The organism is Bacillus sp. BSL6 (assembly GCF_052928345.1).
In genome coordinates this window covers 520,942-539,452 of record NZ_JAVGCW010000002.1, presented here as the reverse complement: position 1 = coordinate 539,452, position 18,511 = coordinate 520,942, and the positions used below count along the sequence as shown (strand labels likewise).

The window sequence follows — 18,511 nt, the reverse complement described above, 5'->3', positions numbered from 1 at the left end:
TGTAAACTGTAAAAAAAGTACACCAACAATATTGTTGATGTACGATGGAATCAAAGGTGATCGGTCTTTTTAGAATAGGCACGCTTACCTTGCTCTATATTCTTTTGTTCTTGCTCATTTTTTTGCGCGCGTTTTGCATTATTATCGCGTGCTTTTTTGTCGTTATCACTCGTATGTGGCATATGTATCAACTCCATTTCTAAACGTTGTACGTTTATCATTTCCTTTTTCGTAAAGACTATGTATAGCAGTGTATTCATGAATAATGAAGGTGGATTGGAAATGGATTTGAAGTTGAATTATACCGAACTTATAAAGAAGTTAATCGTTGTAATCGTCGCAGGTTTGTTAAATGCGATTGGAATGAATTTATTTTTAACGCCAGCGAAAGTGTATGCAAGTGGCTTTGCTGGATTGTCTCAATTGCTATCACAAATATTAGGTGATTTTTTATCTATTCACATATCAACCGGGGTATTATTTAGCTTGTTTAACATTCCAGTCGTTATTTTAGCGTGGAAAAAGGTTGGAAAGGCCTTTACTTTCTTTAGTTTTCTTTGCGTTATCTTTATGACTATGTTTTTAGAAATTATCCCAGTTAGAGCAGTTTCAAACGACATCATATTAAATGCGATTTTTGGTGGGCTTATTTCAGCAATCGGGGTAGGGATTGCGTTGAAGTGGGGGGCTTCTACAGGTGGTTTAGATATAATCGCCATGATTTTATCAAAGATTAAAGACAAGCCTGTCGGTACGTATTTTTTCTTCTTTAATGCACTGATCATTATCGCTGCCGGCTATGTGTATGGATGGGAAAAAGCATTATATACTTTAGTGACTTTGTATGTGTCAACGCGAATCATCGATGCAATTCATACGCGTCATGTGAAGATTACGGCATTAATCGTTACGAAAAATGGGGCAGATATACGAAAGGCGATTCACTCACGCTTAGTGAGGGGGATTACAACTATACCAGCAACTGGTGCTTATACGAATGAAAATAAGGAAATGCTAATGATTGTTATTACTCGTTACGAACTGTACGAATTGGAGAGGGTTATTAAACAAGTGGACCCAGGTGCATTTACAAACGTACTGCAAACAGTTGGGGTGTTCGGATTGTTTCGAAAAGATTAAAGAGGACCAAAGCTGGTCCTCTTTTTTAATGTGCATTCGTAATGTTTTGCAACTGCTCTTGCATTTCACGTAGCTGAACTTTTTCAGCTGTTGAAGAGTTTGCGTATGCAGAGTGCAAAGCGTTTTTGGCTCTATATACGAGATCTTGTTGCTCGGCACCGCTTGAACAAGATACGGCATTTGCAACAGCATCTCTAGCTTGTTGAAATAGTAAGTTCCCCATTTAGACCCCTCCAAAAGAAGAGTTACTTCTCGCTTTTTCTGCCTCAGCTAATGTACCTCGGTACGGGAATCTTGCATCATGCTTCATAACAGCATCGGCTCCTTGTTGGATAAAACGTTTTGATTTGTTCTTTTTACCCATTCGAAAAACCCCCTTTATTTAGCTGAAAACAATCGACGCGCTAACTTGTGCGTCTAATGATAGTATGAGCGTTTGGCGAGAAACTATAAGCAGGGAATTTTTAGATTACAACCCAAGAACCTCTTCTAAATATAGTGCAATGCCATCTTCTTCGTTCGTTAGCGTCGTATGGTTTGCGAGTGATTTTAATTCAGGAATGGCATTTCCCATTGCGATGCCGTGACCAGCAAATTCAATCATTTCAAAGTCGTTATCTTCATCACCGAAAGCGATAATTCGCTCTTGTGGAATGTTGTAATGACTAGAAATTTTTTGTAGTCCAACAGCTTTATTTAATCCGCTTTTTACAATTTCAATAATCGGCCAAGGTGCGCCCCATTTTCTATGGTCGATTACTTCAGCGTGCATATCAGTTAAATGTTGACGAATTGCACTGGAATGCTCGTCATGTGCGTCAATTAATAAGCAAGTTGGATGATCGTTTAAAATATTTAATAAGTCTCCTGTAAAAATATTTGGAGAACCGAATTCGAAAATATGTTTTTTATCTTCATCAATTTCACGAACATACACATCGTCCATTACTTCAGCGTATATATTTTTTACGCCAAAATCAAAGCAAGCTCGGACAATTTCTTGCGCTGTTGCTAGCTCAAGAGGAGAGTGATGTGTGCCCCACTTTGAATCAAGAGGGTGATGTACGTAAGCGCCATTAAAGTTTACGATTGGTGTATTTAGACCAAGTTCTTTATAGTAATCATAACTAGCGCGGAATGGACGTCCTGTTGAGATAACAACAATATGTCCTTGTTCCTTTGCTTTTGCAATTGTATGTTTTGTTCGAGTGGAAATTATTTTGTTGTCTGTTAATAAAGTGCCGTCTAAGTCTAGTGCGATTAAATGTTGTTTGTTCATAATTTCACCTCTTATAATATTTTTTTGTTTTTATCTGTATTTCCGTTTTTTATATGCAGAAATAAGAGGTTAGACTGGGTGAGACCACCAAAGATGGAAAGTTCACTATATATCCATCTTACGTCGCAAAGTGTTGCGGTGTCTACTATTTCTCGCTGGAAATTAAGAAAAGTCAACATCTTTTTAGAAAGTTCAAATAATGTTTCTTTCATTATGGACAAATTGTGAAAAGGGTTACATTGGTCGTAGGATGAGGCTTATAATGAACATGTAATCTTCTCGTATATGTTTGACTCTCCTTTGAAACTGGCCTATAGTAGGTTGGTTTCTTTTTTTTCTACAAATCGGAAAGAAATCCCTGCTTTAAGCTTGTGTCATTCATGTATATGTACAAGAATGAAATGTAGTACTTGTTTCCTAAACATGACAGACAAGCTTTCTTTTAAAATGGATATACTAATGAGGCAAAGACGTCATGGAAGGAGAATGGAAATGGGACAAAATCGTAGGTTTCGTTCTGGACAAAAAGCGCCGAATGATGGCATTTACGTAGAAATTGGTGAAACGGGAAGTATGGTGAAAGATCCGCAAATGGTAAAACTAACTGCTGGTGAAAAGTTTCCAGATAACACAAATCATAACCGTCAGTGGACATATAAAAGAAAACCGTAACAGAAGCCGCAATCATTATTGCGGCTTTTTTGTCGTTACACATAATAATTTCATTTACCGTATATTTTTCACTTGTATCATGCATGCTCCTTTTTTCTTTTTCCAATAATAAGTTTGAAAATACATAGTCAAAATTATTGTATAAAAAAGTCAGTTGGCGTATAATCAAATCAAAGGTCAAAGAAAGTCAAACATTTGGAGGACTGTAAAGATGGACTTAAATCAAATGACAACAAAAACACAAGAGGCGATTATGAGTGCACAATCTTTAGCGGTATCTCATCACCATCAAGAAGTAGATACTGTTCATCTCTTGTTTACATTATTAGAAGAGCAAGATGGGCTAGCAGTACGTATTTTTCAAAAAATGAATGTCGATATAGAAGCATTAAAACAAGGTGTAGAAAATTTAATTAAGAAAAAGCCTTCCGTAACGGGAAGCGGTGCAGAAGCAGGTAAATTATATATAACAGGTGCTTTGCAACAACTGCTAGTAAGAGCAGGAAAAGAAGCAGAGAAATTGCAAGATGATTACATTTCAGTTGAACATGTATTACTTGCTTTTAATGAAGAAAAAGGCGATATAAGCCAATTATTTACAAGATTTCATATTACGAAAGATAACTTATTACAGTCTTTAATGACAGTTCGGGGGAATCAAAGAGTGACTAGTCAAAATCCAGAAGCAACTTATGAAGCGTTAGAAAAATATGGTCGTGATTTAGTAGCGGAAGTAAGAGCGGGGAAAATTGACCCTGTTATCGGCCGCGATAGTGAAATTCGCCGCGTAATCCGCATTCTTTCACGTAAAACGAAAAACAACCCAGTTTTAATTGGTGAACCAGGTGTTGGTAAAACAGCAATTGTTGAAGGGTTAGCACAGCGTATTGTGAAAAAGGATGTACCTGAAGGATTAAAAGATAGAACAATCTTTGCATTAGATATGAGTGCGCTTGTAGCTGGAGCGAAATTCCGCGGTGAATTTGAAGAGCGTCTCCAAGCTGTATTAAATGAAATTAAAAAGAGTGAAGGTCGTATTTTACTATTCATTGATGAACTTCATACAATTGTCGGCGCTGGTAAAACAGAAGGCGCAATGGATGCAGGAAATATGTTAAAACCGATGCTTGCGCGTGGTGAACTGCATTGTATCGGGGCGACGACGTTAGATGAATATCGTAAATATATTGAGAAAGATCCAGCTCTAGAAAGACGTTTCCAACAAGTATTAGCAGAAGAACCAACCGTTGAAGATACAATTTCCATTTTACGTGGTTTAAAAGAGCGTTTTGAAATTTATCATGGTGTAAATATTCATGACCGCGCGATTGTAGCAGCATCAGTTTTATCAGATCGATATATTTCGGACCGTTTCTTACCGGATAAAGCAATTGATCTTGTCGATGAGGCTTGTGCAACAATTCGTACAGAAATCGATTCTATGCCGACAGAATTAGATGAAGTAACGCGCCGCATTATGCAGCTAGAAATTGAAGAAGCGGCTCTTGGAAAAGAAAAGGACTTTGGTAGCCAAGAACGTTTAAAAACATTGCAACGTGAATTATCGGATTTAAAAGAAGTTGCAAGTGGTATGAGAGCGAAATGGGAGAAAGAAAAAGAAGATATTCACAAAGTGCGTGACTTACGTGAACATTTAGAGCGTCTGCGCCGTGAATTAGAAGAAGCAGAAGGGAATTACGATTTAAATAAAGCAGCGGAACTTCGCCATGGAAAAATTCCTGCAATTGAAAAAGAGTTAAAAGAAGCAGAAGAAATGGGCGCAAATAATAAACAAGAAAATCGTTTATTACGTGAGGAAGTAAGTGAAGAAGAGATTGCTGAGATTGTTTCACGCTGGACTGGTATTCCTGTCGCAAAACTCGTTGAAGGTGAACGTGAGAAATTATTACGCTTAGAGCAAATTTTATCAGAGCGTGTCATCGGACAAGAGGAAGCGGTAAGCTTAGTATCAGACGCAGTTCTTCGTGCGCGCGCTGGTATTAAAGATCCGAACCGTCCGATTGGTTCCTTCATTTTCTTAGGACCTACTGGTGTTGGTAAAACAGAACTTGCAAAAACGTTAGCGCAGTCTTTATTTGATAGTGAAGAACAAATGATTCGTATTGATATGTCTGAGTATATGGAGAAACACGCTGTGTCACGCTTAATTGGTGCGCCTCCTGGATATGTTGGATATGAAGAGGGCGGTCAATTAACAGAAGCAGTAAGACGTAAACCGTATTCCGTTATTTTATTAGACGAAATCGAAAAAGCACATCCAGAAGTATTCAACATTTTATTACAAATGTTAGATGACGGTCGCATTACAGATTCGCAAGGCCGTACAGTAGACTTTAAAAACACAGTTATTATTATGACTTCAAATATTGGATCTGCTCATTTATTAGATGGATTAAAAGAAGATGGCTCCATTAAAGAAGAATCAAGAGAACTTGTAATGGGACAATTAAGAGGTCATTTCCGACCAGAGTTTTTAAACCGTGTCGACGAAATTATTTTATTCAAACCTCTTACAACGAATGAAATTAAAGGTATTGTTGATAAAATTGTAAAAGAATTACAAGGCCGTTTAGCTGACCGTCATATTACAGTACAATTAACAGACGCAGCGAAAGAGTTTGTTGTCGAAGCCGGATTTGATCCGATGTACGGAGCTCGTCCGTTAAAACGATATGTACAGCGTCAAGTTGAGACGAAATTAGCGAGAGAATTAATTGCAGGTACGATTACTGACAATAGTCATGTAGTGGTTGATGTAGAAAATAACGAATTAGTTGTTCATGTGAAGTAAAATAAAAAAGAGTTCGGATAAAATCCGGACTCTTTTTTTAGTGCTGTTCTACTGGCTCGTTTGGAATTGCAGCTGAAATCGCTAGTACTAATACTGCAAGAACAACTGAGAAAATAGACGCTTGGTTAAAATCGTATGTACCGCCAGTCATAGAGCCGATTACGTAGCTCATCATATGTACAAGCAAGAACGACCAAATTAATGCCCAAATGAAACGCATATTTTACACCTCTATTCGTTCAATCTGTCCTTATTGTAACACAATTGAAAAAAGAATATAGAAAAATATTTGTAGATTTTTCAACGCAAATTTGCATTCTGTTCATACATTATAAAAGAGTACTTTTTATACGTTTAGAAAATAAGGCGGGGGAAAAATGAGTATTACGGAACGTTTTTTTTACTTAGAAAAAGAACCATGCGTTATTTATTTACCGGAGAAGCCAAATGGATTTTCTGTCATGCTTCTTGGGGATTACAACTACTTTATTGAGAATGGTACAAGTTTATGGACACAGCATGCGGGTAGATCTTATTTTTTACACGGCCTTATTGAGGAAGGCTATACGGTCTTTTCTTCTAATTTATACGGCAGACATTGGGGAAACGATCAATCTGTTCGTCTAGCAAAACGTCTATATGATGTTGTGTTGAGAAAAGAGACATTAAATGCAAAAATGCACATTATGGCAGATGGTATGGGGGCACTTGTTGCGCTTGAAATGATGAACAAATACCCTGAATGTATACGTTCTGTCATTATGTTAAATCCGTGTTTAGATTTACCAGAATATGTGGAGTTTGAGAAAGAGCATAAATTTTTTTACAAGAGACTCTTGAAGGAATTAAGTTTAGCGTATGATGCTAAAGAAGAAGAATTAGAATCGAAAATAAATAAGAAATCATTTACGCTTCTTCCGTCTTGTGTACCTGTTAAAATTTTTGTATCAACACAAGAAAAAAGAGGAAGAAAACAGTTGCTACGTAAATACGAGAAAATGAGGCAATTCAATCAATGCGATACTTCTGTCTTATTCCATCTGCAAGATGTGAAATATAAAATGGTTAGGCAAACGACTGATTTCTTTAAAAAATATGAAGAAGAATTGTGAAGCTCCCATATACATAAATGAGGAGCTATTTGTTTCAAGGAGAAAGGGTGGGTGGTATGGAACGCGTGCTAATTATAGGTGCACTTACGTTTGTAGGTTATCACCTTGTGAATAAAATGATTGCAGAAGAAGTAGAAGTATATGGTCTTGATTTTGATGAATTTGATAGTATGACAAAAATTAATGAAGAGAAGTTATTGTTAATTGGGCGAAATGCGTTATTTACGTATTATTCAATAAGAGATGAAGACGGATGGAGATCCGTAGAGGAAGAGAAATTTGATGCCGTTTACTTTTGTCTGTATGAGCCTAACCAACAAAGTGGCTTTCGAAATGAAAGAGTTATATTACAGTATTTAAAGCGAATGATAAGACTGTGTGAAGAACATAAAGTGAAGTTAAATCTAATTTCTTCTATTGAAGTAGGAAACGTAGATGAGTCCGAAAATAAACGTCTATTTGCGAAAGTGGAAGAAGGATTGAAAAAAGGAGAGGTACAATATAGTGTATTTCGAGTTCCTACATTATATGGGCCATGGCAACCATCTTTTATGATGTATCATCAGCTCATTTTATCAGAACTGGGTGAGAAAGAGTGCCATTATGCCAGCGAGGAAAACGGAATTGATCTACTGTACGTTGAAGATGTATGTGAATACTTATGGGAAAATGGAATGAACGAGGAATATCTCGGTATATATAATTTACTTAGTGGTAAAAAATCATTATGGAAAAAAGGTATGAACCTTTTACGTGCAGAGGATAAAGTGAAAAAAGAGAATCTGGAAGAAAGAGATGGAACAGTAGAGGTTATTTCGATAAAAAGAAATACTCCGTTAGAATACGGTTTAAATAAACAATTGGCACATATGAAAAAATATAAAGAGTTATACGAAGGATAGCGAGCGTGTTACACTATGTATGTGAAAGTTTTAATGGAGAGGAAGAACATAATATGAATGAGAAAAGCATGCAATTTTTACAAATCGCAATGAAGCATTTACCAGAAGCAAAGGCCATTTTAGATGATAATGGAATTGCCCTTGATATGGAGAAAGCTCAACCAGTATTAGAGTTATTGATGAAAGTTATGAACGAAGCATATGAGCTTGGGAAAGCAGATCAAGAATAAAAAGCATAAAAAGAATAAAAAGCATCTTTTTGAGATGGAAGAGAGGCCCGAACCGTGGATAGAAGCGGTCAGGGCCTTTTTTATTCTCGCCGGGGGAAAAACAGATATATGAAGAGGCTAAAGAAAAAGTAGTGAGGAGAACCCTCTAGTTTAGAAGGAAAGCAGATAAAGAATAAAAATTTAGATGGAAGAGAGGCCTGAACTGTAAGTAGAAACGGTTCAGGCTTTTTTATATTTCGAAAGAACAGGTAAAGGTATGTTTTCGTTTCTTTTCATAAACAATAAGGTGAATAATGCGTTAGCTTTATGTTTTAGCTGAAATATATTCTAGACAAAAATACATTTATGTTTTAAAATTAGTACCAAGTCATAATAATTGATATAAAACGGAGGGCTGCGATGTGAACGTGGGCATTTTAGGGATCGGAAGATATGTGCCGGAAAAAGTAGTCACAAATCACGATTTAGAAAAAATAATGGATACATCCGATGAATGGATTCGTACGAGAACAGGTATTGCGGAAAGACGCATTGCCGATGATACAATAGATACTTCATATATGGCCGTAGAGGCTTCTAAAAAAGCACTTGAAGATGCAGGGATTAGCGGAGAGGATATCGATCTTATTTTAGTAGCAACAGTAACGCCAGATCGTGCTTTTCCAGCAGTAGCTTGTGTTATTCAAGAAGCGATTGGCGCAAAACATGCAGCTGCAATGGATTTAAGTGCAGCGTGTGCTGGTTTTATGTACGGAATGATTACAGCGCAGCAATTTATTCAAACGGGAACTTATAAAAATATACTAGTAGTTGGTAGTGATAAACTATCTAAAATTGTAGATTGGAACGATCGAAATACAGCAGTACTATTTGGAGACGGAGCCGGTGCGATCGTAATGGGAGCTGTTTCAGAAGGTAAAGGCGTTCTATCTTTCGAATTAGGAGCGGACGGAAGTGGCGGTAAGCATCTTTATCAAGATGAGTATGTTATGATGAATGGCAGAGAAGTCTTTAAATTTGCTGTTCGTCAACTTGGGGATTCTTGTCTTCGCGTTCTAGATAAAGCTGGTCTTACGAAAGAAGATGTGGATTTCTTAGTACCGCATCAAGCGAATATTCGTATTATGGAATCTGCAAGAGAGAGATTAAATCTACCACAAGAAAAAATGAGTATGACAATTGAGAAGTTCGGTAATACATCAGCTTCTTCCATTCCGATTGCAATGGTAGAGGAATTGCAAAACGGACGTATTCAAGATGGTGATTTAATTATACTTGTTGGTTTTGGCGGCGGATTAACATGGGGAGCAGTCGCTCTTCGTTGGGGTAAATAAGGACTGAGAGAAAAAAAGGAGTGTATTTTGTATGGAAAAAAAGAGGGTCGTAATTACAGGACTAGGAGCTGTTACACCGGTCGGTACAGATGTTGAAACAGCGTGGGAAAACATTAAAAAAGGTGTATCTGGAATCGGACGACTTACAAGAATTGATCCGGAACTATTTCCAGCAAAAGTAGCAGCAGAAATTAACGATTTTGAAGTCGAGAAATATATTGATAAAAAAGAAGCGCGTCGTATGGATCGCTTTACACAATATGCAGTAGCAGCAGCGAAAATGGCAGTGGCAGATGCAAAGCTTGAGATTACAGAAGAAAATGGACCTCGAATTGGTGTATGGATTGGTTCTGGTATTGGTGGTATGGAAACATACGAAGAACAATTTAAGATTTTTACTGAGAAAGGCCCGCGCCGCGTGAGCCCATTCTTCGTACCGATGATGATCCCAGATATGGCAGCAGGCCAAGTATCAATCGCAACAGGAGCAAAAGGAATTAACACTTGTTCTGTAACGGCTTGTGCATCTGGTGCAAACTCAATTGGTGATGCGTTTAAAGCAATTCAGCGTGGTGATGCTGATGCAATGATTACAGGCGGAGCAGAGGCGCCGTTAACAAGTATGGCATTCGCAGGATTTAGCTCAGCGAAAGCATTAACATTCAATGAAGATCCAGCAACAGCTTGCCGCCCATTCGATAAAAACCGTAGTGGTTTCGTAATGGGTGAAGGTTCAGGTATTTTAATTCTTGAAGAATTAGAGCACGCATTAGCTCGTGGTGCTCACATTTATGCGGAAATCGCTGGTTACGGTGCAACTGGTGATGCATTCCATATTACAATGCCAGCTCCTGGTGGTGAAGGCGGCGTGCGCGCAATGCGTCAAGCTTTAGCGGATGCAGGTCTACAGCCAGAAGATATTGATTACATTAATGCGCATGGTACAAGTACGGATGCGAATGAAAAGTATGAAACGATGGCAATTAAAGAAACGTTCGGTGAGCATGCGTATAAAGTAGCAATCAGCTCAACGAAATCAATGACAGGTCACTTATTAGGGGCAGCTGGTGCTGTTGAAGCAATCTTCTCTATTAAATCAATTACAGATGGAGTAATTCCTCCAACAATTAACTATGAAACACCAGATCCAGAATGTGACTTAGATTACGTACCGAATAATGCGAGACATCAAGAAGTAAACGCGGTGTTAAGTAATTCATTAGGATTCGGTGGTCATAACGCAGTATTAGTATTTAAAGCGTATAAATAATAGATGAAATAAGGAGTTTTTTCGTAACATATTGCGAAAAAACTCCTTATTTATTTTTACGCCTTTTTCTCCTTTTGCATATACATAAGAAAAAGGAGGGATAAAGATGGGGATTGTTGAAACTGCTGAGTGGTTACATCTATATTATGGACGGCCAGAAAAGCTGTGTGAGAAGTTTACGAAGTATATCCCGCTGCCAAAAGAAAGGTTGTATCGCTTTTTAATTTCTAAAGGTATGTATCGCCCTGTTATGCGAGGAGAACGAGAAATTAAAGAGTTAGAGAAAAAGGAAGTTTGGAAAGAGTTACGTGCGGAGTATGAGAAACTGAAAAATTGGTTAAAAGGTCCAGATGTCCCTGTTTTTATTCTATTATCAGATTCCTATAATCGAACTATACAAGAAGAGTATAACGGCAGGGCTGGATTATCTATGCGTCACGTTATTTTCTTATTCGTATGTGGGCGGAATTCGGTGGAAGAATTAAAAGTGCTATTGGCGCATGAATATCATCACATATGCAGGTTGCATCAAATTGAGACGAAAGAAACGGAATATACATTACTTGATACGATGATTATGGAAGGGTTAGCTGAGCAAGCGGTAACGGAAAGATATTCAGAAAAAAACAATGCACCGTGGACGACGTATCTTTCAAAAGAAGGGGCTATATATTATTGGAAAAACGTTGTACATGAAAGAATAAGTATAAAGCGAGGAACAAGGGAGCACGACATCTTATTAAATGGATTTCACTCTTATCCAAAGATGCTTGGCTATGCGCTTGGATTTCATATTGTCAAAGATTGTGTAACTTTGCAAGGAGAAGATACACTTTCTTTATTGCCTATAGATGCGAAAGAAATATTAAATAAAGCCAATACATTTCATATATAAAAAAACAGGAGCTCTCTTTCCTGTTTTTTTAGTATTAATAGAAGAAAAAATAATAATTAGAATATATTTCCTTAGGTGGAATAAAGTTAAGAAAAATTGAACATAATGATGGATACAAACAGTAGTGAAGTGAGGGGTAGTGAATGTTATATCTACATGATGTATGGGTAAATTGGTTTGAAGGTGAAGAGAATGGGTATAACGTTTGTCATTTTTACGAATGGCGGAAAGATGATACGATTGAGCTATTAGATCAAGTGCCATTATTAAAAGTAGATTCCACATTATATCATTACATCGAGAACGAATTGTTAGAGCTTCCGCAAAAAATGTTGGAAGACGTACATCATAAGGCTTATATTCGTAAAAATCATGAACGTTTGCAGCAAGAGTATTGCTTTGTAGTTACAGATGGAAAAGGAATTATTGCGATTGATACAATTGGTTACAACGTGCCAATTCGAAAGAGCAGACTTATACCGCGCCAAGAGCAGATGGTATATGAGATGGTAGAAAACGTACAAGCAGAAAAGTATGAGTTCCAAGTAGAAGAAATGGAAAAAGAACATCATATTTTATCACCATCACCTTTCATTATGAATGGCTTAACTCGTAAAGAAAGACAGCTTAAACAATTATTATTTATGGCGTTAGATCAATTACATACAACGAAAAACACAGCAGAAATTCGCTATTGGTTCACAGAGTGGGATCCATCAGCATACGGAATGGTTCAGCATATGGAATTTGAAGATATTTGGGCTAAGCTGTATGATGAAGCGAAATCAGGTTGGTCTGAGAAGCACGAACAATTATGCGAGCGTCTCGTAAAAGGACAGCCATTTTTTGAAAAGTTATGGGAAATGGAAAACGAGCAAAAGGTAAATTAAAAAACCGCCAATTGGCGGTTTTTTAATTTGGTGTAACTTATCTTCAGCAGCAAGCTCTTCGTGTCTAAGAACCTTCCGCATAAGAAGGCAAAAAGCGCCTTTTATGCGAAAGAACCTTAGCCAGTCAGAGCTGAACGAGCCGCCTCCGCTTTATAAATTACCTACGTTTTCTGCTTAGTCCCATTGCGTTTTCTACTTTGCGTAGTTGTTTGAATGCGACGCGGTTTGCTTTTTCGGCACCTTTGTCTAGAATTTCGTCTAGTTCTGGTGAGTTGATTAGTTCGTTATATTTGTCTTGGATTGGACGAATTGCCTCTACGACTACTTGCGCTAAGTCGCCTTTAAAGTCGCCGTATCCTTTTCCTTCGTACATTGCTTCAATTTCTTCAACTGTTTTTCCAGAGAATGAAGAGTAGATTGTTAATAAGTTAGAGATGCCAGGTTTGTTTTCTTTATCAAATTTCACGATACCTTCAGAATCAGTTACAGCACTCTTAATTTTCTTTTCAATTGTTTTTGGTTCGTCAAGCATGCTGATCATTGATTTTGGATTCGGATCAGATTTACTCATTTTTTTCGTAGGCTCTGTTAGTGACATAACGCGAGCTCCTACTTTTGGAATGCGAATTTCAGGAATTGTGAATACTTCACGGAAGCGTTTGTTGAAACGCTCTGCTAGGTCACGTGTTAATTCCATATGTTGCTTTTGGTCATCACCAACAGGCACGATTTCAGTGTTGTAAAGTAAAATATCAGCAGCCATTAATGGTGGATACGTTAGTAATCCAGCTGGTACTGAATCTCTACCTGACGCTTTATCTTTATATTGCGTCATACGCTCTAATTCTCCAACGTAAGCAACTGATTGCATAATCCATCCTAGTTGAGCGTGTGCCGGTACTTCTGATTGTACAAATAACGTAGCTTTTTCAGGATCGATACCGCATGCTACATAAAGTGCAGCAAGACTGCGGATGTTTTTACGAAGCCCGACGGGATCTTGAGGTACTGTAATCGCATGTTGATTTACAATACAGAAATAACAGTCGTGTTCGTTCTGAAGCTCTGTAAATTGCTTCATAGCTCCTAAATAGTTTCCAAGTGTAATCGTTCCACTCGGCTGAATACCAGAAAAGATAACTGACATAAGTAATTCCTCCTAAATTTGAATGCGTGATAGGGAAGAGAAGGCAAACAAAAAAGCCCATTCATCCCAAAAAATTATAGGGACGAATGGACCGCGGTACCACCCTAATTATTTCACTACTGTGAAATCTCTCTAATCCATAATAACGTTTGGATATAACGCCAAAGCCTACTACTTTCGGTTCGGTTTGGAGCTCAAAAGCCCATTCCATACTGTACAATTACTTGTTCACACCAGCCACAAGCTCTCTGAAATTGCCTCAATATGTACTCTTCTTTATCATCGCATACATATAAATTTATTTATTGTTACTTGAGCTCTTTAAATATGAAAGAACTAAAGTTTTATAACAAAATGTTTTGCAGATTATTATATCATATGGGATAGTGTTTGCAAACTACATCAAAATAGTAAAGCTAATGAAGGTCGAGAACAACCCAAGAACGATACCGGTAATGCAAATTGGATACGTCCATTTGAATGAATATGTTTTATAAATACGTTCTTTCTTATCGACAGGTTCCTCTACTTCTTCAATTAAAGAGTCGATTTTTTTGTTCGTACCAAATACTCTTTGGAAGGCGTAAATTGTTACATTAAAAAATCCATTTTGAAATATGAATAAAAAACCGCCTATAAGAATAAAAAATAGTGCGATATAGAACGAGATGTTGACAAAATTCAACAAAAACTGCGATGAAACAAGGAATGCGCCAATACTAGAAGCAATTATCGCTATGAAAATTAGTATACAAGTATGAAAAAAAACTTTATTCAAAATGTTCCCCTCCGTCAAAATATTACTAGAATTATTATACTATAAAAGCTATAATATGTACTAGAATTAATTTTTTGAAAATTATACGCAATTAAAGGTCTGATTGCAAGATGATGGTAGCAATGTTAACGTATCCCTTTACAAAAAAATAAAAATATAAACATTTTATTAAAAATTTTAACAAAAAAACAAAAAACTATATTCACAATTGTTATATTATATGTATAATGAAAATTGTAGAAACTTGGAGATTATTCTTTCAATTCTACTTTTTTACAAGTGAGGGTACAGGAAGTGCAATTAGGGGAGGCAACACAACATGAAGAAAAAGATACCGTTATTACTTGCATCGACTTTAACTGCAAGTATGTTGCTTGGTGCGTGCAGCTATCAAAAAGATGACGCAAAAGCAAAAGGGAAAGAAAACGCTACGAGTAGTAGTAACGGAAAGCAGGTTCTTAATTTAACAGAGTTATCTGAAATTCCGTCAATGGATGCATCATTAGCATCTGACTCTGCATCTTCTACAGCATTAAATAATACGATGGAAGGTTTATATCGTATCGGCAAAGATCAAAAGAGATTGCCTGGAATTGCTGAAGATGTTCAAAAGCTAGAGGATGGAAAGAAATACATATTTAAATTAAGAAAAGATGCAAAGTGGTCGAATGGGGAAGCTGTAACGGCAAAAGACTTTGTGTATTCATGGAAAAGAGCAGTAAATCCAGATACAAAAGCAACGTATTCGTACATTATGTTTGATATTAAAAATGCAGAGAAAATTCATAAAAAAGAATTACCTGCTGACCAATTAGGTGTAAAAGCGATTGATGATTATACATTAGAAGTGGAATTAGACAATCCCGTTCCTTACTTTGTTGATTTAACGGTTTATCCAGTATTTTACCCACTTAATGAGAACTTTGTGAAAGCGCAAGGTGATAAGTTTGGGTTAGAGGCAAATACAACATTATATAATGGACCATTTGTTATGAGTGATTGGAAACATGAGCAAAGCTTCCAGTTTAAGAAGAACCCATCATATTGGGATAATAAAACGGTTAAAATCGAAGAAATTAACTTTAATATTGTTAAAAATACGTCAACTGATGTAAATTTATATGAGACAAACTCGATTGATCGTGCGGCTCTATCTTCAGAATTTGTTGATAAGTTTAGACAAAGCCCAGAATTCCACACAAGAAAAGAAGCAGGGGTTGCTTACTTAAGATTTAATCAAAGTAATCAATACTTAAGTAATAAAAACTTAAGAAAAGCAATTTCAATGTCCTTTGATCGTGATAACATTGCGAAGGTTATTTTAAATAATGGTGCAATTGGAGCTTATGGATTTGTTGGAAAAGATTTTGCTGAAGGTCCGAATAAAAAAGATTTCCGAGCTGAAAATGGAAAGTTAGTTGAAACAAATCCAAAAGAAGCGAAAAAGCTGTGGGAAACAGCGAAGAAAGAGCTTGGCACTGATAAAATCGAACTAGAATTCTTAAACTTCGATAATGAAGATGCGAAAAAAGTTGGCGAATTCTTAAAAGGTGAGATGGAAAAGAACTTACCAGGTTTATCAATTAAAATTAAACAGCAGCCATTCGCACAAAAAAATAAATTAGAAGATTCTCAGCAATATGATATTGCGTTTGGTATATGGGGACCAGATTTCCCAGATCCAATCTCATATTTAGATATGTTTGTTACAAATGGTTCTCAAAATAAAACAGGCTATTCTAATCAGAAATATGATGAGTTAATTCTAAAAGCTAAAACAGATACAAAAGATTTACAAGCACGCTGGGACAATCTTTTAGAGGTAGAGAAGATGTTAATTAAAGAGGATGCAGTTATCACTCCAATCTTCCAAAAAGGTTCAGCGTATGTAGTAAAAGGTGCCGTTAAAGATATTATCCCAATTAACTATGGGGGTAAATTAACTTACAAATGGGCATCTGTTGAACAAAAATAATCTTTTTTCCATCGTTTATTAGGGTATATGCCTATGATGGGCATGTACTCTTATTTTAAAAAAATAAAAGTAAGAATATTTTAAACTATCTTATTGCTTTTGAGAAAAACGGGGAGGTGCTTGACTATGGGACGTTATGTATTAAAACGTTTCGTGTACATGGCTTTGACATTATTTTTAATTACTACGTTGACTTTCTTTTTGATGAAATTACTTCCAGGTTCTCCGCTTAAAAATCAGGAGAAGTTATCACCTGCACAAAAAGAAATCATTCTTGAAAAATATGGTTTAAATGATCCAGTACCAGTTCAATATGCACGTTACTTAGGTAACTTAGCAAAAGGTGATTTAGGGGTATCATTCCAATATGATAACCGTCCAGTAACAGATATGATTGTGGATCGCATTGGACCATCAGCACAACTTGGTTTACAAGCGATTATATTAGGAACATTTATCGGTTTAATTTTAGGAATCGTTGCGGCACTTCGTAACAATACGTGGGTCGACTATGGAGCGACAATTATTTCCGTACTCGGGATGTCGGTACCATCGTTCGTATTCGCCGCATTACTACAATATTTCGTAGGGGTAAAACTTGGATGGTTCCCAGTAGCATTCTGGAAAGGACCAGAGTTTACAGTAATGCCTACAATTGCTTTATCGATGGCAGTTATCGCAACAATCGCACGTTTCGCTCGTGCAGAGTTAATTGAAGTTATGCAAGCTGACTACATTTTAACAGCGAAAGCGAAAGGAATTAGCCAAGGCGTTATCATTATCAAACACGCCCTTCGTAACGCGTTAATTCCAGTTGTAACAATTTTAGGACCGATGGTTGCAGGGTTAATTACAGGTACATTAGTTATTGAGCAAATTTATGCTGTACCAGGACTAGGGGAACAGTTCGTTAAATCTATTACAGTGAATGACTATACAGTTATTATGGGAACTACAATTTTCTATAGTGCGATCTTCATCTTAGTTATTTTCATTGTTGATATTTTATACGGAATTATTGATCCTCGTATTCGTTTAGCGGGAGGGAAAAAATGATGAAAGATGTACAAAAATTATCTCCAGACTTATTTCAACAAGCTAATCAAAATAATGTGGATAATGAAGTCATTGCCCGTCCAAGCTTAACGTTTTGGCAAGATGTAAGAAGACGTTTGTTCCAACATAAAGGAGCAATGTTTGGTTTAGTTTTATTAACGCTTATTATCTTACTAGCAATCTTCGGACCGATGGTAAGTAAGCACTCGTATAAAGAGCAAGATTTAGGACGTGCAAAATTGCCACCGAAAATTCCAGTTATTGAAAATGTTCATTGGTTACCATTTGACGGTACAGATCAATATGGTGTTGACCAATATGAAAAACGTGATATTAAAGAGTATTTCTGGTTTGGTACAGATGATCTTGGACGCGATTTATGGACAAGAACATGGGAAGGTACACGCGTATCATTATATATCGCTCTTTTAGCAGCAGCAATTGACTTAGTAATTGGGGTTGCATATGGAGGTATTTCAGCGTTCTATGGCGGTAGAGTAGATAACATTATGCAACGTATTATGGAGATTATTAACGGTATTCCATACTTAATCATCGTTATTTTAATGGTAATCATTATGGGATCTGGTATATGGTCAATTACACTCGCAATGGCAATTACAGGTTGGATAGGGATGTCGCGTATCGTTCGTGGACAAATCCTTAAATTAAAAAATCAAGAATACGTATTAGCATCTCGTACATTAGGTGCAACAAATACACAATTAATTGTAAAACACTTAATCCCGAACGTAATGGGACCAATTATCGTAATGACAATGTTTACAATTCCAACAGCGGTGTTTGGTGAGGCGTTCTTAAGCTTCATCGGTTTAGGTATTCAGCCACCATTCGCATCACTTGGTTCTCTTGTAAATGACGGTTATAAATCAATTCAAACGTATCCGCATATGATGTTCATTCCTGCGGTTGTCATCAGTATATTAATTTTAGCGTTTAACTTAATGGCAGACGGATTACGCGATGCGTTAGATCCAAAAATGCGTAAGTAAAAGAGG

At 36.7% G+C, this 18,511-nt stretch carries 20 protein-coding genes and 1 other annotated feature; of the genes, 13 read left to right on the top strand and 7 right to left on the bottom strand.

What is annotated here, in order from left to right:
• Positions 1-50: 50 nt before the first annotated feature.
• Positions 51-182 carry a DUF3941 domain-containing protein gene (locus tag RCJ96_RS09000; RefSeq protein WP_001120845.1) on the bottom strand — a complete coding sequence of 44 codons (132 nt, stop codon included), beginning with the start codon at positions 180-182 and terminating at the stop codon, positions 51-53.
• Between the two features lie 100 nt (positions 183-282).
• On the opposite strand from RCJ96_RS09000, the gene RCJ96_RS08995 reads away from it, so the two are divergent.
• Positions 283-1,140, top strand: a complete 858-nt coding sequence (locus tag RCJ96_RS08995; protein ID WP_074610636.1) for a YitT family protein — start codon at positions 283-285, stop codon at positions 1,138-1,140.
• Positions 1,141-1,165: 25 nt separating this feature from the next.
• On the opposite strand, the gene RCJ96_RS08990 is transcribed toward RCJ96_RS08995, so the two are convergent.
• From RCJ96_RS08990 to RCJ96_RS08980, 3 genes are all read right to left on the bottom strand, one after another.
• A complete protein-coding gene (locus RCJ96_RS08990) occupies positions 1,166-1,363 on the bottom strand; it encodes a DUF3813 domain-containing protein (RefSeq protein ID WP_000527392.1) in 198 nt (65 codons plus the stop codon).
• Positions 1,364-1,504 (bottom strand): hypothetical protein, encoded by a 141-nt coding sequence (locus RCJ96_RS08985; RefSeq protein ID WP_000516816.1) that lies wholly within the window; start codon positions 1,502-1,504, stop codon positions 1,364-1,366.
• A gap of 105 nt (positions 1,505-1,609) precedes the next feature.
• A complete protein-coding gene (locus RCJ96_RS08980; RefSeq protein WP_001041235.1) occupies positions 1,610-2,419 on the bottom strand; it encodes a Cof-type HAD-IIB family hydrolase in 810 nt (269 codons plus the stop codon).
• Positions 2,420-2,911: 492 nt separating this feature from the next.
• Between RCJ96_RS08980 and RCJ96_RS08975 the strand changes: the two genes are divergently transcribed.
• A complete protein-coding gene (locus tag RCJ96_RS08975) occupies positions 2,912-3,091 on the top strand; it encodes a YjzC family protein (RefSeq protein ID WP_000531421.1) in 180 nt (59 codons plus the stop codon).
• Positions 3,092-3,302: 211 nt separating this feature from the next.
• Positions 3,303-5,903 carry an ATP-dependent chaperone ClpB gene (gene clpB / locus RCJ96_RS08970; protein ID WP_416504224.1) on the top strand — a complete coding sequence of 867 codons (2,601 nt, stop codon included), beginning with the start codon at positions 3,303-3,305 and terminating at the stop codon, positions 5,901-5,903.
• Between the two features lie 37 nt (positions 5,904-5,940).
• Here the strand turns inward: clpB and RCJ96_RS08965 are convergent, their stop codons facing one another.
• A complete protein-coding gene (locus RCJ96_RS08965; protein ID WP_001211116.1) occupies positions 5,941-6,123 on the bottom strand; it encodes a YjzD family protein in 183 nt (60 codons plus the stop codon).
• A 157-nt stretch (positions 6,124-6,280) separates the two neighbouring features.
• Between RCJ96_RS08965 and RCJ96_RS08960 the strand changes: the two genes are divergently transcribed.
• The 7 genes from RCJ96_RS08960 (at position 6,281) to RCJ96_RS08930 (ending at position 12,536) form a co-directional block, all read left to right on the top strand.
• Positions 6,281-7,015 carry an alpha/beta hydrolase gene (locus RCJ96_RS08960; protein WP_416504223.1) on the top strand — a complete coding sequence of 245 codons (735 nt, stop codon included), beginning with the start codon at positions 6,281-6,283 and terminating at the stop codon, positions 7,013-7,015.
• A 29-nt stretch (positions 7,016-7,044) separates the two neighbouring features.
• A complete protein-coding gene (locus RCJ96_RS08955) occupies positions 7,045-7,917 on the top strand; it encodes an NAD-dependent epimerase/dehydratase family protein (RefSeq protein ID WP_416504222.1) in 873 nt (290 codons plus the stop codon).
• 53 nt (positions 7,918-7,970) lie between these two features.
• On the top strand, positions 7,971-8,147 hold the full coding sequence (locus RCJ96_RS08950; RefSeq protein WP_009879752.1) for a ComZ family protein: 177 nt from the start codon (positions 7,971-7,973) through the stop codon (positions 8,145-8,147).
• 401 nt (positions 8,148-8,548) lie between these two features.
• Positions 8,549-9,481 carry a beta-ketoacyl-ACP synthase III gene (gene fabH / locus RCJ96_RS08945; RefSeq protein ID WP_001100536.1) on the top strand — a complete coding sequence of 311 codons (933 nt, stop codon included), beginning with the start codon at positions 8,549-8,551 and terminating at the stop codon, positions 9,479-9,481.
• Between the two features lie 31 nt (positions 9,482-9,512).
• On the top strand, positions 9,513-10,751 hold the full coding sequence (gene fabF / locus RCJ96_RS08940) for a beta-ketoacyl-ACP synthase II (RefSeq protein WP_000412651.1): 1,239 nt from the start codon (positions 9,513-9,515) through the stop codon (positions 10,749-10,751).
• A gap of 106 nt (positions 10,752-10,857) precedes the next feature.
• Positions 10,858-11,646: a DUF2268 domain-containing protein gene (locus tag RCJ96_RS08935; RefSeq protein ID WP_416504221.1), complete on the top strand. Its 789-nt coding sequence runs from the start codon at positions 10,858-10,860 to the stop codon at positions 11,644-11,646.
• Between the two features lie 143 nt (positions 11,647-11,789).
• On the top strand, positions 11,790-12,536 hold the full coding sequence (locus RCJ96_RS08930) for a YjbA family protein (RefSeq protein WP_029437838.1): 747 nt from the start codon (positions 11,790-11,792) through the stop codon (positions 12,534-12,536).
• Positions 12,537-12,693: 157 nt separating this feature from the next.
• Here RCJ96_RS08930 and trpS read toward each other — a convergent pair whose 3' ends face one another.
• Together trpS and RCJ96_RS08920 are read right to left on the bottom strand one after the other, a co-directional pair.
• Entirely contained in the window at positions 12,694-13,683 is a 990-nt protein-coding gene (trpS, locus tag RCJ96_RS08925; protein WP_000110985.1) for a tryptophan--tRNA ligase, read from the bottom strand.
• A gap of 75 nt (positions 13,684-13,758) precedes the next feature.
• Positions 13,759-13,975, bottom strand: a binding site (T-box leader).
• Positions 13,976-14,080: 105 nt separating this feature from the next.
• A complete protein-coding gene (locus RCJ96_RS08920; protein ID WP_001044991.1) occupies positions 14,081-14,461 on the bottom strand; it encodes a DUF3899 domain-containing protein in 381 nt (126 codons plus the stop codon).
• A gap of 319 nt (positions 14,462-14,780) precedes the next feature.
• On the opposite strand from RCJ96_RS08920, the gene RCJ96_RS08915 reads away from it, so the two are divergent.
• From RCJ96_RS08915 to opp3C, 3 genes are all read left to right on the top strand, one after another.
• On the top strand, positions 14,781-16,436 hold the full coding sequence (locus RCJ96_RS08915) for a peptide ABC transporter substrate-binding protein (protein ID WP_074610631.1): 1,656 nt from the start codon (positions 14,781-14,783) through the stop codon (positions 16,434-16,436).
• Between the two features lie 126 nt (positions 16,437-16,562).
• Positions 16,563-17,492: an oligopeptide ABC transporter permease gene (gene opp3b / locus RCJ96_RS08910; protein WP_000534165.1), complete on the top strand. Its 930-nt coding sequence runs from the start codon at positions 16,563-16,565 to the stop codon at positions 17,490-17,492.
• The gene (gene opp3C / locus RCJ96_RS08905; RefSeq protein ID WP_000974101.1) at positions 17,489-18,505 is read left to right on the top strand and encodes an oligopeptide ABC transporter permease; all 1,017 of its coding nucleotides are present in this window, start codon (positions 17,489-17,491) and stop codon (positions 18,503-18,505) included. Before opp3b ends, opp3C begins: the two co-directional genes overlap by 4 nt.
• The last annotated feature ends 6 nt before the right edge of the window (positions 18,506-18,511 follow it).

What these genes read in the sequence shown, in the direction of transcription:
- RCJ96_RS08995 (WP_074610636.1), top strand. Translation starts at nt 283, where the DNA reads ATGGATTTGAAGTTGAATTATACCGAACTTATAAAGAAGTTAATCGTT.
- RCJ96_RS08965 (WP_001211116.1), bottom strand. Translation starts at nt 6,123, where the DNA reads ATGCGTTTCATTTGGGCATTAATTTGGTCGTTCTTGCTTGTACATATG.
- clpB (WP_416504224.1), top strand. Translation starts at nt 3,303, where the DNA reads ATGGACTTAAATCAAATGACAACAAAAACACAAGAGGCGATTATGAGT.
- RCJ96_RS08985 (WP_000516816.1), bottom strand. Translation starts at nt 1,504, where the DNA reads ATGGGTAAAAAGAACAAATCAAAACGTTTTATCCAACAAGGAGCCGAT.
- RCJ96_RS09000 (WP_001120845.1), bottom strand. Translation starts at nt 182, where the DNA reads ATGCCACATACGAGTGATAACGACAAAAAAGCACGCGATAATAATGCA.
- trpS (WP_000110985.1), bottom strand. Translation starts at nt 13,683, where the DNA reads ATGTCAGTTATCTTTTCTGGTATTCAGCCGAGTGGAACGATTACACTT.
- opp3b (WP_000534165.1), top strand. Translation starts at nt 16,563, where the DNA reads ATGGGACGTTATGTATTAAAACGTTTCGTGTACATGGCTTTGACATTA.
- RCJ96_RS08975 (WP_000531421.1), top strand. Translation starts at nt 2,912, where the DNA reads ATGGGACAAAATCGTAGGTTTCGTTCTGGACAAAAAGCGCCGAATGAT.
- RCJ96_RS08960 (WP_416504223.1), top strand. Translation starts at nt 6,281, where the DNA reads ATGAGTATTACGGAACGTTTTTTTTACTTAGAAAAAGAACCATGCGTT.
- opp3C (WP_000974101.1), top strand. Translation starts at nt 17,489, where the DNA reads ATGATGAAAGATGTACAAAAATTATCTCCAGACTTATTTCAACAAGCT.
- RCJ96_RS08915 (WP_074610631.1), top strand. Translation starts at nt 14,781, where the DNA reads ATGAAGAAAAAGATACCGTTATTACTTGCATCGACTTTAACTGCAAGT.
- RCJ96_RS08990 (WP_000527392.1), bottom strand. Translation starts at nt 1,363, where the DNA reads ATGGGGAACTTACTATTTCAACAAGCTAGAGATGCTGTTGCAAATGCC.
- fabF (WP_000412651.1), top strand. Translation starts at nt 9,513, where the DNA reads ATGGAAAAAAAGAGGGTCGTAATTACAGGACTAGGAGCTGTTACACCG.
- RCJ96_RS08950 (WP_009879752.1), top strand. Translation starts at nt 7,971, where the DNA reads ATGAATGAGAAAAGCATGCAATTTTTACAAATCGCAATGAAGCATTTA.
- RCJ96_RS08980 (WP_001041235.1), bottom strand. Translation starts at nt 2,419, where the DNA reads ATGAACAAACAACATTTAATCGCACTAGACTTAGACGGCACTTTATTA.
- RCJ96_RS08930 (WP_029437838.1), top strand. Translation starts at nt 11,790, where the DNA reads ATGTTATATCTACATGATGTATGGGTAAATTGGTTTGAAGGTGAAGAG.
- RCJ96_RS08935 (WP_416504221.1), top strand. Translation starts at nt 10,858, where the DNA reads ATGGGGATTGTTGAAACTGCTGAGTGGTTACATCTATATTATGGACGG.